Below are 14160 nucleotides of genomic sequence, written 5' to 3'. Positions count from 1 at the left end.
TCAGGCTTTCGGCGTGTGTGAGATCAGAAATTCGCGCACCCGCTTGACCGCCGGCTTGACTGCCTCGGGCGTTTTCCAGGTTTCGATCAATTCGGCATTGGGCGCCAGCGCGGCGATCTCCTTCGATGTCTCGGTGGGATGATAATCGTCGCTGCCGCAGAGGATTAGCATTGGCGTCCGGCAGGAGCGCACAAAATCGCGCGACACGTTGAACACGAAATCGCCGCTGTACATTCGTTCGCGGAACGGGCCGAACGCCGCTTCCTCGATTTGCGGGCGTTCCCGTTTGAGCGCCTTCGCCCAGCCGTCGAACATCGCGTAGAACATGTCGCGGTTGCGCAGGCTCAGCCCAATCGGATTTTGCAGGATCGCGGCGCTGACGCGCGCCGGCGCCAGCTTGATCAGGCCGAGGCAATAGGACGAACCGATACATCCGCCCATCACGTGGCATTGCTTGATGGCCAAATGATCCATCAGCGCAAGGTGGTCGTTCGCGTAGGTTTCCCATCCGTCGGACGCGGCGATCGGCGCGGTCGAGTTGCCGGCATTGCGTTGATCCATCGCGATCACCCGGAAATCGGACGCAAGTTCAACGGTGGGATCGAACGGGCTCTTGTGCCAGAACTCGACCGATGAGCGCATCCCGCCCGGCGCAAACAGTAAAATCGGATAGCCAGTTCCGTATTCTTCGTAGTAAAGCGAAGTCTCGGCGCGATTGAATGTAGGCATGGCTCGAATATCCTCTTTGATTGCCTAAGTGCTATTGTCTAATTACTCAGTTGCTAATTGCGAATGGCGGACGGAGATCGCGCCACGGCCGCGCGGCCTCGAAAGCGGAGGCAATAGATAGCAGCTCAAATTCACCATTCGGCCGGCCCACGATTTGCAGTCCAATAGGCAGTCCCGATGTACTGAATCCGCAGGGGAGAGTAATCGCGGGCTGACCGGTTGCATTAGCTGGATACTCAAATGCTATCCAGGTCCATAGTTCATCGAGGTAACGCTCCGGCTTCGATGGGAATGTGCCGTTACGCATTGCGGGCCGCGTCATGGTGGGAGTGAGTAATGCGTCGAAGGGGTCGAGGCGCTCGACAATTTCACGCGCCACGTTGTGCATCGTGGCGACCAGGTTGACGTATTCGGCGCCGCTCACCTTGCGGCCAAAGTCGTGCATTTCGCGCACGACCGGATCGACCCAATCGGGATTGGTGAGCGGAATCGCCGCGATGCCGACGCAAATCAGGATGCGCGCGCAATCGACCAGCAGCGCACCCGGATCGAGATCGATCGGTTCGACCTGATGCCCCAATTCGCGCATCGCGCTGCACGCGGATTCGCACGCCTGCGCCACATCGGGATCGACCTCGCCGAGTTTAGAAGTTGAAATTGATGCGAGCTTGAGATTTCGCGGAATCGCGCTGACGGCTTGCTCGAACGGACGAGTTGGAGGCGGCGCCCAATATGGATCGCCGGTGACGGGACCGGCGATGACGTCGAGCATCATGGCGACGTCGCGCACCGAACGCGCGATCGGACCGCGCGTTGCGAAGCCGCCCCACGCCTCGCCGCGATGAGGCGCGTAGGTGAGTCGTCCGCGCGAGGGCTTGAGTCCGACCACACCGCAATTCGACGCCGGGCCGCGAATCGAGCCGCCGCCGTCGCTGCCTTCCGCGATCGGTCCCAATCCCGCCGCGACTGCAGCCGCCGCGCCGCCACTCGAGCCGCCGGCGTTGTAGTCGAGGTTCCACGGATTGCGCGCCACCGGACAGAGGCCGCCTTCGGTGGTCGGCCGTCCGCCAAATTCGGGCGTCGTGGTTTTGCCGAGCAGGATTCCGCCAGCGCGCGAGAGGCGCTGGGCAATCACTGCTTCCATCGGAGCGAGATTGGTCGCGTAGTTGCGCGAGCCGAGCGTGGTGGGGATGCCGAGCGTCGGAGTGAGATCTTTCAGCGAATACGCAACGCCGAAGAGCGGCATCGAGGGTGCGTCCTTGCGCGAGGCCTCGAGTCGCGCGGCGTCGGCGAGCGCGCGATCGGCGGTGATCGTCATGTAAGCGCCGAGAGTTGGATTGAGGCGTTCGATGCGCGCGAGGAAAAATTCTGCGACCTCGCGCGGCGCGACCTCGCCCTTCGCAACCAGATCGCGCAGCGCCCAACCTTCGATAAACGGATCGAGCATCGCGATTCCTACTGCGCCGTCAGCGCGCCGTCCACGCTCATCGAGCATCCGGTTACGAAAGACGCGGCGTCGGAGCAGAGCCACGCGACGGCTTCGGCGATCTCTTCCGGTCGCGCCTTGCGACCGATTGGCCCGGCGGCTTCCAGAGCGGCCGCGAGGCGCGGGCGGCCCGCGACCATGCCATCCACAAGCGGCGTATCAACGACGCCCGGGCATACGTCATTGACGCGGATGCCGGTGCGCGCGTACTCGAGCGCGGCGCATTTCGTTAGGCCGACGACGCCGTGCTTGGCGGCGGTGTACGCGGGCATCGAGTGCGCGCCGACGAGGCCGGCCGCCGACGCGGTGTTGACGATCGCGCCGGGGCTCTTCTGTGCTAGGAACTGGCGGATTTCGGCGCGGATGCATAGCCATACGCCTTTCAAATCGACCGCGATGATTTGATCGAACTCCGCTTCGTCGTAGTCGGCGGTCTTGCATTGCGAGCCTGCGATTCCCGCGTTGTTAAACGCGCAATCGAGCCGGCCAAATTTCTTGACGGCCTCGGCCACGAGCGCATCGACGTCAGCGGCGCGCGACACGTCGCACTTGAAGAAATGCGCTTCGGCGCCGTTTTCGCGCGCGAGGCGGACGGTTTCGACGCCGCGTTCCTCGGCCATGTCGGCGACGATCAGCCGCGCACCTTCTCTTGCGAAGACCAGCGCGGCGGCGCGGCCGATTCCCGACGCGGCACCGGTGACGATCGCGCTTTTGCCATTGAGCAATCCAGCCATCAATAACGCCTCCGTCGAAACCCGCGTTCGCGGGGATCGCGATCGGGGCGAGTTTGGCATCATCGCGGCAATTCGTCCAAGCGCGCGGATGGCCCTGATCGGCGCCGGTTTGATAGACATCATGCGCCGCGTATTGGCTGAAAAAATCGACAGCGCGGCAATGGTGAAGATATGCGTCGCACGGAAAACCGGATTCTGACGACTCATGCGGGCAGCCTGCCGCGTCCCGCGGCGCTGGTCGAGATGCTGGTGCGAAAGAGCCGCGGCGAAGAGCCCGACGGCGCGTCGATGGCGCAGTTGATCGAGGAATCGACTCGCAGCGCGATTCGCAAGCAGCTTGAGGCGGGAATCGACGTCGGCAACAACGGCGAGCAATCGCGCGAGAGTTTTTTCACCCACGTGCGGCATCGGATGACCGGCTTCGGCGGGCGCAGCGAGCGGCCGATCATGCGCGATTTGGTGGAGTATCCGACCTATCGGCAACTGATGGCGCCCTTATTTCAGCGCACGATGGTGGATCTGCTGCACGCGCCGAAGGCGATCGGCGAGGTCAAGTATCGCGATCGCAGCGAAGTCGAATTCGAGTGCAGCGAGACGCTTCGCCTGCTCGCGGAGCAGCAATCGAAGTTCGTCGAACCATTCATGACGGCGCCGTCGCCGGGAATAATCGCGTCTGCAATGCTCAATGAGTATTACTCGAACTATGAGAACTATGTAAATGCAGTAGCTAGTGCGCTCAAGACTGAGTATCAGTGTATAGCCGCGAACGGATTCGTGCTGCAGATCGACGCGCCCGATCTGGCGATGGAACGGCACACGTCATACGCGGATCGTCCGCTGAAGGAATTTCTCGAATACGTCGAAACGAATGTCGAGGCGACCAATCGCGCGCTCGAGGGCATCGATGCGGAGCAGGTCAGGCTGCACGTATGCTGGGGCAACTACGAAGCGCCGCACGATCTCGATGTACCGCTGGGCGAAATTCTACCGATTCTGTATCGCGCGAAGGCGGGGGCGCTGGTGCTGGAAGCGGCAAACCCGCGCCATCAGCACGAATATCGCTGCTTCAAGCAGTGTCCGATGCCGGAGCACATGAGCCTGGTGACGGGCGTGATCGACACGAAGACGAACTACGTCGAGCATCCTGAAACCATTGCCGATCGGCTCGAGCGTGCGGCGATGGCGGTCGGCGATCCGCGGCGCATCATGGCGGCTACGGATTGCGGCTTCGAGACTTCGGCAGGGCTCGGCGAAGTCGTGGAGGAAGTGGTGTGGGCGAAATTGCGCGCGATGCGCGAGGGCGCCGATCTCGCATCGGAGCGGCTGCTTAGGAACTGAGGAGGTTCGGGATTCTGTGGCGGCGGCGTCCTGCACCCTCACCCGCCGGTCCCTCACTTTGTTCGGTTCCGGCGACCTATCCCGCAAAAAGGCGGGCGAGGTATAAGACGGCGGCCCGCGTCAGAAGTCTTGAGATGTCACACGATGATCAATCTCACCGCTTTGTCACTCTGCGGCGACCGCCATGGGCCCAAGAATTCCGATCTAGCTATGCCACGGTTCGACCAGAATCTTCGCGTGCGTCTCCGGTGAGGCTAAATCCTGGAAGGCTTTCGCAACTCCCTCGACGCCAACTTTGCCGGTGATGAGCGGATCGCCGTTCACTTTGCCCTCGGCGAGGTTGTGCAGCGTCTGCGCGAACTCGTCGGCGGTGTAGCCGAGCACGAACTGGAGATTCAATTCCTTGTTGGTGCCGTACATCGGCTCGATTTGATCGCGTTCCATGCATACGCCGACGACGACAACGCGTGCGTGTGACGGCGCGCCCGACATGATTGCCTCGATTACGCCAGGGACGCCGACACATTCGAAAATCACGGCTGGCCTGAGCGCCGGTCCGGGCATCCACGGCGGCAGCGCGGGCGCGCGCGAAGGATCGGGGTAGGTCGCCATCTGCTCTTCCATGATTCGTAGGGCGACTTCAGCTTCGGATCGACTACCAGGTCAGCGCCCATCTGCTGAGCGAGTTCGCGGCGGCGCGGCGAAAAATCCGCCGCGACGATCGGATGCACGCCCTTCAGCTTGAGCGCGCCAATCACCGACAGCCCGACCGGTCCGCATCCGATCACGAGCGGCGCATCATCCTGCTGCAGCCGCGCCATCTGCACGGCGTGATATCCGACCGCCATCGGCTCAGTCAGGGCCGCGCGCTCGGTCGAAAGACCATTGGGCACTTCCAGCAGCAACGATTCGCTGAGCCGCATCAACTCCGCGTATCCGCCGGGGTTGTCGTTGGAGTACCCGACCGTCTCGACGCCGGTCGGCTTGATCAGAATCGGCATCGCGCAGATCCGCTGACCCGGTTTGAATCGCTTTTGCGTGCCAGGTCCGTAATCGACCAGCTCGGCGCAGAACTCGTGGCCCATCACGATGTCACGGCTGAGATCCATCACGAACGGACCGCCGGAGCGTCGCGCGCCCTCGACCAGCTTGTCGGAAAATTTGAGGAAGTGCAGATCGGATCCGCAGATGCCGCAGGCGAGCGTTTTGACCAGCACCTCGCCCACGCCGGGGGTTGGGGTAGGAATATTATTATCGACCACGAGTTTTTTATTGCGCATTACGGTAGCACGCATAATCGTTCTCCTTTTCGAGCGGCCAGGCTGACGGGGCTGCGATCGCCGCTACTCTAACAGCATTGCGGTCGATGCAGTAAAGGTGTCGAAGCGGCGCGGCGTCGAGCGTGCGCGGTTTATGAACGCCGCACGGAATTCATTCGGCGAGAGCGGTTTTCCCCGTCTCTTTCATGCTGAGCACGAACAGCGCCGACACGATCGCCGCCGCGATCATGTACATCGGCGGCACCATCTCGTTGTCGGTCTTGTCGATCAGATAGGTCGCGACCATCGGCGCGGTTCCGCCGAGCAGCGCCATGCAGAGATTGTGGCTGAGTCCGACGCCGGTGCATCGCACGTTGGCCGGGAATGCTTCAGCCGCAGTCACCGGAGCGACGCCGACGAACAACGCGACCAGTGTCGCGAATATAATTTGGCTCAGCAGCGGCGCACCGAGTTTCGGATGCCACATCAAATTGAAGAGCGGCCACGCGAACACGATGATCGCGGCGGCCGACGCCAAGAGCATCGGCTTGCGCCCGATTCGATCGGAAATCGCGCCGGCGACCGGCAGCATCAGAACCGCGGCGGCCATCCCGATGGTGTTGATCGTGAGCGCCTGGGTTTTCGTGATGCCGACGATTTCAGTGAGATAAGTCGCCGCGTACACGAACATCAGGTAGAAGCCGACCGACTCGAGCACCTTGAAGCCGGCGACCTGCAGCACGCGCGGCCATTGCGCGCGCAGCACTTCGAGCATCGGCGGCGGCTTGACCGGCGGCAGATCGCTGACGTTGCGCAGTTCGCGGCGGATGATATAGCCGGCGATGCCGATCGTGATGCCGGCCAGAAATGGCAGGCGCCATCCCCACGCCGCGAGCGCCTGTTGCGACATCAGCGAGGCAACGATCGCGCCCACCGCAGAACCGAGCATCACGCCGCCGAACGCGGCCGCGGCGCCGAGCGCACCCATCATGCCGCGCCGGTCGCTGTGCGCGCCTTCAATCATGAATATCACCGAGGTGGTGTATTCGCCGCCGACCGACAGGCCCTGGATCAGGCGCAGGATGACAAGCAGGACGGGCGCGGCGACGCCGATCTGATGATAGGTCGGCAGCAGGCCGATGGTGACGGTTGGAATTGCCATCGCAACCACCGACAACGTCAGCGCGCGCTGCCGCCCGTAGCGATCGCCGACGTGGCCGAAGAGCAGTGCGCCGACCGGGCGCATCAGGAAACCCGCGGCGAACACGCCGAACGCGTCGATCAGCGAGGTGGCTTTGCTCTGCGACGGGAAAAAATTTTCGCCGATCGCGTACGCGAAAAATCCGTAGATCGAAAAGTCGTACCACTCGAGGATGTTGCCGGCCATGCCCGCGATCGCAAGCTTGCGCTGGGAATGGCCCGGAGCTTCAACGGCCACAATCGCCCTCCCGAATCGCCGCGACGATGCGACGGCGTAAACGCGCGACCGTACCAGAGAAGTGCGCGCGAGGGCAATTATTCGCGCTACTCGAGCGCGACGTCGTCGCCGATTGCGAACGCGCCGCCGCCGGCGACTGTGCAATACGAGCCGACATTCTGGTCAGCATCGCGCACGATAGTGCGCAGCACGGAGGGATCCTTCGGCAAATCGATCTGCTCGAGCGTCGTCATCACGCAGCGCACGCACGGCATCTCGATCTTGATTCGCGCCGCGCCGATTCTGAGCGTGCGGCCGGTCCAGTTCGCCTCGACCAGACCAGTCATCCCCGCGTTCGTCTCGATCAATACGTTGGGGCGGAAGCGGCGCACGTCGATCTTCGCGCCGGGCGTAAGCTCGCGCAGCTTTTCGATCGACGCGGTAGTGACGAGATGAATTGGCATCACGTCGAAGTAGGTTCCGAGCGGCGAAGTGAATTCGAGAATCTCGGGACCGAACATCGAAATGTCGGGAATCGGTTCGTTTTCGAGGCGGCCGAAAATTTGCCGCAGTTCCTGCATCATGTCGGGATTGTCGGGCGCGGAGCGGCGGTAGTGCTCGCGTGCCGTGACGGGCTGAAGCGGCCACAGCGTCACCGGCCGTCCGAGCAGATCGGAAAGTTTTTGATTTGCGTCGGGAGCGCCGGTCTTGAATTTGGCGCCGTCGGGGAGCGTGATTTCCGCCGCCGGAATTTCGGTTGCCGATGGTTCGCTGACGTAGTGCGCCTGACATTTCATCAAGGCGGGCATTTTTTTCGCGCCGCGAATCTCACCGGCTTTCTCATCGCGCAGCGCCCATCCGCGATCGCCCGGAATTCCGCGCGTCCCCACCGAAGCGCGCTCGAGCCGTTCGCCGGCCATCGACTTCACGGGATAGCGCCAAATTTCTGCGACACGTCCGATTTTTTCCATGCCGGCAAAGTACCGCATGACACCGGCGAATCCCAACTCCGGCGAATCTCGCGGCGCGGTGGACGGCGCGAATTTCGGCGCGTAGAAATATCAGTTGTGAAAGTGAATGCAGCAATCGCAAACAAGGCCGGCGAGCCGCTCGAAATCGCGTGCGTCGATCTCGAAGGTCCGAAGGCGGGCGAGGTGCTCGTCGAAATCAAGGCGACCGGCGTTTGTCACACCGACGCGTTTACGTTGTCGGGCGCCGATCCCGAGGGTCTGTTCCCGTCGATCCTGGGGCATGAGGGCGCAGGCGTCGTGATCGAAACCGGCGCGGGCGTCACCACCCTGAAGCGCGGCGATCACGTGATACCGCTCTACATCCCGGAATGCCGCAACTGTCCCGCGTGCCTGTCGGGCAAGACCAATCTGTGCGTCGCGATTCGTGAGACGCAGGGCCGCGGCGTGATGCCCGACGGCACCAGCCGTTTTTCTCGCGACGGCAAGATGATTCATCACTACATGGGCACCTCGACGTTCGCCAATTTCACGGTGGTGCCCGAGATCGCGCTCGCCAGAGTTCGCGAAGACGCGCCGTTCGAAAAAATTTGTTACATCGGATGCGGCGTCACGACGGGAATCGGCGCGGTGATCAATACGGCGAAGGTGCAGCCCGGCGATCGGGTGGTGGTGTTCGGCCTCGGCGGCATCGGCCTGAACGTCGTGCAAGGCGCGCGGCTGGCCGGCGCGTCGATGATCGTCGGCATCGATCTGAATCCGGCGCGCAAGGCGATCGCGGAAAAATTCGGGATGACGCACTTCGTCAATCCGGCCGAAGTCGAAGGCGACTTGGTGCCGTACGTCGTCAATCTCACGCGCGGTGGCGCGGACTTCTCGTTCGAATGCATCGGCAACGTGACGCTGATGCGCCAGGCGCTCGAATGCTGTCAGCGCGGATGGGGCACGTCGGTGATCATCGGCGTCGCGGGCGCGGGCCAGGAAATTTCGACGCGGCCATTTCAGCTCGTCACTGGCAGGACGTGGAAAGGCACTGCGTTCGGTGGCGCGCGGGGCCGGCGCGACGTTCCGAAAATCGTCGATTGGTACATGGACGGCCGCATCAACATCGACGATCTGATCACGCACGTGATGCCGCTCGAGAAAATCAACGACGCGTTTCACCTGATGCACGAGGGGAAATCGATTCGAAGCGTCGTGACGTTCGGCGATGCGAAGGCGGCGTGACGAAATGTTTATGAAGTCTCATCACGCAGCGATTCTCGTAGCGGCTTGCGTGCTTGGTGTCGCGGGATGCTGGCATAAGGAATCGCAACAGCAGCAATTTCTCGAAGCGCTGAATCGCGGCAACGGCGCGCAGGCCGGCGAAATCTGGCGCAACATGGATGCCGACAGCCGCGCGGCGCTCGCGCACAACGAAGGCATCAAGCCGAAACTCTCGCCGGCGCAAGTCCAGCAACAAGTGATGAAGCATTACGGCGGTGACTCGCAATCCGATTCGGACGAAACGATCGAACACGTGACGCCGAATATCGGGTCGGGCGGAATCGAGAGCCTGCCGGAATACATCGGGCCGTCGGGCGGCGGTGCGCCGACGGTCACCGTCCCGCCAATCACGACGCCGTCCAACTGAGAGAAATTGAAATGGATTTTGCACTCACCGGCGAGCAGGAACTGCTCCGGGATACGTTGCGCGATTTCGCGCGCCGCGAGTTGCTGCCCGGCTACGCTGCGCGCGACAAGGACGAAGATCTGCCGCCGGCGCTGGTGAAGAAACTTGGCGAACTTGGCGTACTTGCGCCGATGGTCGATGCCAAGCACGGCGGCTCTGGCCTGGATTACGTCGCGCTTGGCATCGCGCACGAAGAAATTGCGCGCGGCGACTTCAACGCCGCGTACGTATTGCTGTTGTCGGCGCTGGTCGGCGCGATCATCGCGCGCAGTGCCGATGCCCGCCAGCAAGCCGTGTTTCTGCCGCCGATTTGCCGCGGCGACCTGATTCCCGCGCTCGGCGTGACCGAGCCGTCGGGCGGTTCCGATGCCGCCCACGTCAAAATGCAGGCGCGCCGCGACGGCGATAGCTATCTGCTCACCGGCGAGAAAACTTCGATCTCGTTTTCGTCATGTGCCGGCGCCGCACTGGTGATGGCGCGCACCGGCACGCTCGAAGAAGGCGCGCGCGGTGTGAGCGCATTTTACGTCGATCTCAATTCGCCCGGCGTGACGCGCACTCGTTTCCGCGACCTCGGCTCGCGCGCGATCGGACGCGGCCAGTTATTTTTCGATTCGGTCCGCGTGCCGGCGGAATCGCGCGTCGGCGCGGAGGGCGCGGGCTTCATCCAGGTGATGCAGGGCTTCGATTTCAGCCGCTCATTGATTGGCCTGATGTGTATCGGCGCGGCGCAGCAGAGCGTCGATGAAACCTGCGCGTACGTCGCCGAGCGCGAGGCATTCGGCGCGCCGCTTGCGCGCTTTGAAGGCGTCTCGTTCCCGCTCGCCGAAGCTGCGGTGCGACTGCGCGCCGCGCGACTTCTTTGTTACGAGGCGCTCTGGCTCAAGGATCGCGGCGAGCCGCACGGCTGGCTGTCGGCGGGCGCAAAGTGGCTCGCGCCCGAGTTGTCCGCGCAGGTGCTGCATCAATGCCTCCTGCTGCACGGCCACCTGGGTTTCAGCCTCGACTTGCCGCATCAGCAGCGGATGCGCGATGTGATCGGCCTCGAGATCGGCGACGGCACCGCGCAGATCATGAAGACGCTGGTCGCGCGCGAGATTATCGGCAAAGTCGCGCGCCCCTACTAGCGTCACCGATCCACCTCGCGGGCACTGCCGCGGCAGTTGACTATCGCCCGTCCCGAAGTGGTAAGCATTGTGCTCGATGTCCGTGCTTAGTCCATATCGCGTGCTCGATCTGGCCACTGAGCGCGGCCTCTTGTGCGGCCAACTGCTCGGTGACATGGGCGCCGACGTGATCAAGGTCGAGCCGCCCGGCGGTTCCAGCGCGCGCAGCATCGGGCCGTTCTTCAACGATCAGCCGCATCCGGATCGCTCGCTCTACTGGTGGGCGTACAATCGCAGCAAGCGCAGCATCACGCTCGATCTCGAGCGCGAGCAGGGGCGCGACATTTTTCGCCGGCTGGCCGCGCGTGCGGATTTTCTGATCGAGTCGGACAATCCAGGCTACCTGGCGGAACGCGGTCTCGCTTTTCCCGATCTGAGCGCGATCAATCCACGGCTCATCTATGCGTCGATCACGGCGTTCGGACAGGACGGGCCCAAGGCGAGTTACGCCGACAGCGATTTGATCATCATGGCGGCGGGCGGTCCGTTGATTCTCGCTGGCGACGAAAATCGCCCGCCGGTGCGCCTCAGCGTGCCGCAAGCGTATCTGCACGCGTGCGCCGATACTGCTGTTGCGATGCTCGCGGCGAATCACGAGCGCGTTCGCACCGGCCTCGGACAGTATATAGATGTTGCGGCGCAGCAATCGGTCGGCATGGCGACGCAATCGTACATTCTCGCGGCGGCGCTCGGATCATCCGAAGCGCGTCGGATGGCGGGCGGCATCAAGTTCGGTCCGCTTGACATCCAACTGGTGTGGCCGGCGAAAGACGGGTACGTCGCGATGACGATGCTGTTCGGATCGGCGCTCGGCGTCTTCACCCGCCGCTTCATGCATTACCTCTGCGAGCAGGGTTTCTGCGATGAAGCGACGCGCGACAAGGATTGGATTCAGTACGGAGAGATGCTGTTCGATGGCAGCGAGCCGATTTCGGAATTCGAGCGCATCAAGGAAATCGCGCGGACATTTACGCGCAGCCACACCAAGGACGAACTGCTGCAACTGTCGGTCGAGCGCGGATTGCTGATCACGCCCGTGACGACGATCGACGAGGTGGTCGAGAGTACGCAGCTCGAGTCTCGCAATTATTTCCAGAACGTCGAGCATCCGGAACTGGGCGCGTCGTTTCGCTACCCCGGCCCGTTCGTAAAATTCGGCGCGACGCCGATCGAGTATCGGCGCCGGCCGCCAACTGTCGGCGAGCACAATCGCGAAATTTACGAAGCCGAACTGGGTTTCAGCCCGCGCGAAGTCTCCGAGTTGAAGCAGAAGGGGATCATCTGATGACGGATGCGCGCCCGCTCAGCGACGTGAAGATTCTCGACTTCATGTGGGTGATGGCAGGGCCCGCCTCGACGCGCATCCTCGCCGACTATGGCGCCACGATCGTGCGAATCGAATCGCCGACGCGCATCGATACCGCGCGCACGCTGCAGCCGTTTCATGGCAACGCGCTCGGTCCCGACAGTTCCGGACTGTTCGCCAATTGCAACGCCGGCAAGTTCGGCATCTCGATCGATCTCGGCAATCCGGCGGCGCGCGATCTGGTTTTCGATCTCGTGCGATGGGCCGACGTGGTCACGGAGTCCTTCTCGCCCAAGGCGATGCGCGCGTGGGGCTACGACTACGAATCGATCCGCAAGGTGAAGCCAGACATCATCATGCTGAGTTCGTGCCTGATGGGTCAGACGGGACCGCTCGCGAAAATCGCCGGCTTCGGCAACATGGCGGCCGCCATAGCGGGATTCCACAATCTCACTGGATGGCCCGATCAACCGCCAGCCGGGCCGTTCGGCGCGTACACCGATTACGTTGCGCCGCGCTTCACCGCGATGGCGCTGATCGCTGCGCTCGATCACCATCGTCGCACCGGCGAGGGCCAGTATATCGATCAGTCACAAGCCGAATGCGCGATTCATTTCCTGGCGCCCGCGATTCTCGACTACACCGCCAACGGGCGGGTTGCCGGACGCGTCGGCAACGCCGACTATGAGTTCGCGCCGCATGGCGTGTATCCCGCGGCGGGCGAGGATCGATGGGTCGCGATCGCGTGCCGCCACGACGACGATTGGCGCCGCCTGTGCTCGGCGATAGGTCGCGAGGATCTCGCTCGCGACGCGCGCTACAGTTCCGCTGCGCAAAGACGCGAGCATCGCGCGGCGCTCGATTCGGCGATCGCGGCGTGGAGCAAATCGCGCGATCCGGTCGAAGCGGAAACGATCCTTCAGGCGCGCGGCGTGCCCGCGCACCAGGTGCAGAACAGCGCCGAGACCTATCGCGATCCGCAGTTGCTTCATCGCGGACATTTCGTCGATCTCGATCATCCGACGCTCGGCAAATTCACGGTCGAGGGTCCGCGCGCGAAACTTTCGCGCACGCCGGCCGAAGTGCGCCGCGCCGCGCCGACGCTCGGCCAGCACAATCAGTATGTGCTCGAAGAAATCCTGAAATATGACGAGGCGAAGATCACCGAGTTGGCGACAGCCGGCGTGCTCGGTTAGACCTCGATCCGTTAGCAATCACTCACTGCGTCGAGATCGCCTCACTTGATGGCGCTCGCGGATGTTTAGTAATTGGACAGGTGCGCATCGCCCAAGTTGCGCGCCGAGGTCACCATGTTCCAGGGCATCGATCATTTTGTCGTCGTCGTGAGCGAACTCGAATCCGCGATCGCGAGCTTCACGGCGGCCGGCTTCACCGTCGTGCGCGGCGGCAAGCATAACATCGGCACGCACAACGCGCTGATCGTATTCGCCGACGGCGCCTATATCGAGCTGATCGCATTCCTGAATCCGGTGCCGGGGCATCCGTGGCAAGTCGCGCTCGAGAAGGGCGGCGGCATTATCGATTTCTGCATGCAGACCGACGACCTTGGCGCCGATGTCGAAGCATTGCGGCGCGCCGGCGCAGCGATGGGCGATCGGTCTGCGATGTCGCGCGAGCGGCCTGACGGCTACCGTGTCAGTTGGGTGCTTTCGATCCCGCAGCCGCCCTTCAACGGGCGCGTTCCTTTTCTTATCAAGGATGACACGCCGCGCGACGAACGCGTTCCGCGCGATCGCTCGCATCCGAACGGGGCCACGGGCATTCGCACTCTTGCGATCGCGGTCGAAGATCCGGGGGACACCAGTCGCTACTACGCGCGCGTGCTCGGGCGACCGGGCTTGCCGGTGCATCGCCCCGAGCTCGAAGCCGCTGGCGTCAGCTTCAAGATTGGATCGAACGCAGTGCAACTGCTTGCGTCCAAAACGGAAGATGGTCCGCTCGCGCGATGGATTCGCGAGCGCGGTCAATCCGTGTATGAAGTGGTGCTGGCGAGCGCGAACGGTAGCAAGGCCTCGCTCGATCCGGCGCTGCTGCAAGGCGCGCGCATCCGAATGGAATAAATCA

At 62.9% G+C, this 14160-nt stretch carries 13 protein-coding genes and 1 pseudogene; 8 read left to right on the top strand and 6 right to left on the bottom strand.

Annotated elements, in window-relative coordinates; all coding sequences use genetic code 11:
• From Q7S58_RS03810 to Q7S58_RS03800, 3 genes are read right to left on the bottom strand one after another with little or no spacing between them, the layout of a single operon-like run.
• Entirely contained in the window at positions 1-729 is a 729-nt protein-coding gene (locus tag Q7S58_RS03810; RefSeq protein WP_304820985.1) for an alpha/beta fold hydrolase, read from the bottom strand.
• A gap of 46 nt (positions 730-775) precedes the next feature.
• Complete coding sequence (locus Q7S58_RS03805; protein ID WP_304820983.1) at positions 776-2260, bottom strand: amidase; 1485 nt, start codon at positions 2258-2260, stop codon at positions 776-778.
• Entirely contained in the window at positions 2185-2949 is a 765-nt protein-coding gene (locus Q7S58_RS03800) for a glucose 1-dehydrogenase (protein WP_304820981.1), read from the bottom strand. Before Q7S58_RS03800 ends, Q7S58_RS03805 begins: the two co-directional genes overlap by 76 nt.
• Here Q7S58_RS03800 and Q7S58_RS03795 point away from each other — a divergent pair.
• Positions 2933-3148, top strand: a complete 216-nt coding sequence (locus Q7S58_RS03795; protein WP_304820979.1) for a hypothetical protein — start codon at positions 2933-2935, stop codon at positions 3146-3148. The two genes, Q7S58_RS03800 and Q7S58_RS03795, sit on opposite strands and share 17 nt — an antisense overlap.
• Positions 3121-4287 carry a cobalamin-independent methionine synthase II family protein gene (locus tag Q7S58_RS03790; RefSeq protein WP_304820977.1) on the top strand — a complete coding sequence of 389 codons (1167 nt, stop codon included), beginning with the start codon at positions 3121-3123 and terminating at the stop codon, positions 4285-4287. Before Q7S58_RS03795 ends, Q7S58_RS03790 begins: the two co-directional genes overlap by 28 nt.
• Positions 4288-4491: 204 nt before the next feature.
• Here the strand turns inward: Q7S58_RS03790 and Q7S58_RS03780 are convergent.
• The 3 genes and pseudogenes from Q7S58_RS03780 to Q7S58_RS03770 all read right to left on the bottom strand — a co-directional run bounded on the left by Q7S58_RS03780 (position 4492) and on the right by Q7S58_RS03770 (position 7952).
• Positions 4492-5582, bottom strand: a pseudogene (locus Q7S58_RS03780) (zinc-binding dehydrogenase).
• A gap of 136 nt (positions 5583-5718) precedes the next feature.
• Positions 5719-6984, bottom strand: a complete 1266-nt coding sequence (locus tag Q7S58_RS03775; RefSeq protein ID WP_304820971.1) for an MFS transporter — start codon at positions 6982-6984, stop codon at positions 5719-5721.
• Between the two features lie 86 nt (positions 6985-7070).
• On the bottom strand, positions 7071-7952 hold the full coding sequence (locus Q7S58_RS03770) for an MOSC domain-containing protein (RefSeq protein ID WP_304820969.1): 882 nt from the start codon (positions 7950-7952) through the stop codon (positions 7071-7073).
• Positions 7953-8030: 78 nt separating this feature from the next.
• Here Q7S58_RS03770 and Q7S58_RS03765 point away from each other — a divergent pair, with 78 nt between their 5' ends.
• The 6 genes from Q7S58_RS03765 to Q7S58_RS03740 all read left to right on the top strand — a co-directional run bounded on the left by Q7S58_RS03765 (position 8031) and on the right by Q7S58_RS03740 (position 14156).
• On the top strand, positions 8031-9158 hold the full coding sequence (locus Q7S58_RS03765; RefSeq protein WP_304820967.1) for an S-(hydroxymethyl)glutathione dehydrogenase/class III alcohol dehydrogenase: 1128 nt from the start codon (positions 8031-8033) through the stop codon (positions 9156-9158).
• Between the two features lie 4 nt (positions 9159-9162).
• Positions 9163-9564 carry a hypothetical protein gene (locus tag Q7S58_RS03760; protein ID WP_304820965.1) on the top strand — a complete coding sequence of 134 codons (402 nt, stop codon included), beginning with the start codon at positions 9163-9165 and terminating at the stop codon, positions 9562-9564.
• A gap of 11 nt (positions 9565-9575) precedes the next feature.
• Positions 9576-10730: an acyl-CoA dehydrogenase family protein gene (locus Q7S58_RS03755; protein WP_304820962.1), complete on the top strand. Its 1155-nt coding sequence runs from the start codon at positions 9576-9578 to the stop codon at positions 10728-10730.
• Positions 10731-10806: 76 nt separating this feature from the next.
• On the top strand, positions 10807-12054 hold the full coding sequence (locus Q7S58_RS03750) for a CaiB/BaiF CoA-transferase family protein (RefSeq protein ID WP_304820960.1): 1248 nt from the start codon (positions 10807-10809) through the stop codon (positions 12052-12054).
• Positions 12054-13271: a CaiB/BaiF CoA-transferase family protein gene (locus Q7S58_RS03745; RefSeq protein WP_304820958.1), complete on the top strand. Its 1218-nt coding sequence runs from the start codon at positions 12054-12056 to the stop codon at positions 13269-13271. The genes Q7S58_RS03750 and Q7S58_RS03745 overlap by 1 nt, the downstream gene beginning before the upstream one ends.
• A 72-nt stretch (positions 13272-13343) precedes the next feature.
• The gene (locus tag Q7S58_RS03740; protein ID WP_304820956.1) at positions 13344-14156 is read left to right on the top strand and encodes a VOC family protein; all 813 of its coding nucleotides are present in this window, start codon (positions 13344-13346) and stop codon (positions 14154-14156) included.
• Positions 14157-14160: the final 4 nt, after the last annotated feature.

The organism is Candidatus Binatus sp. (genome assembly GCF_030646925.1).
Classification (GTDB): domain Bacteria; phylum Desulfobacterota; class Binatia; order Binatales; family Binataceae; genus Binatus.
This window is presented reverse-complemented; position numbering and strand designations above follow the sequence as displayed.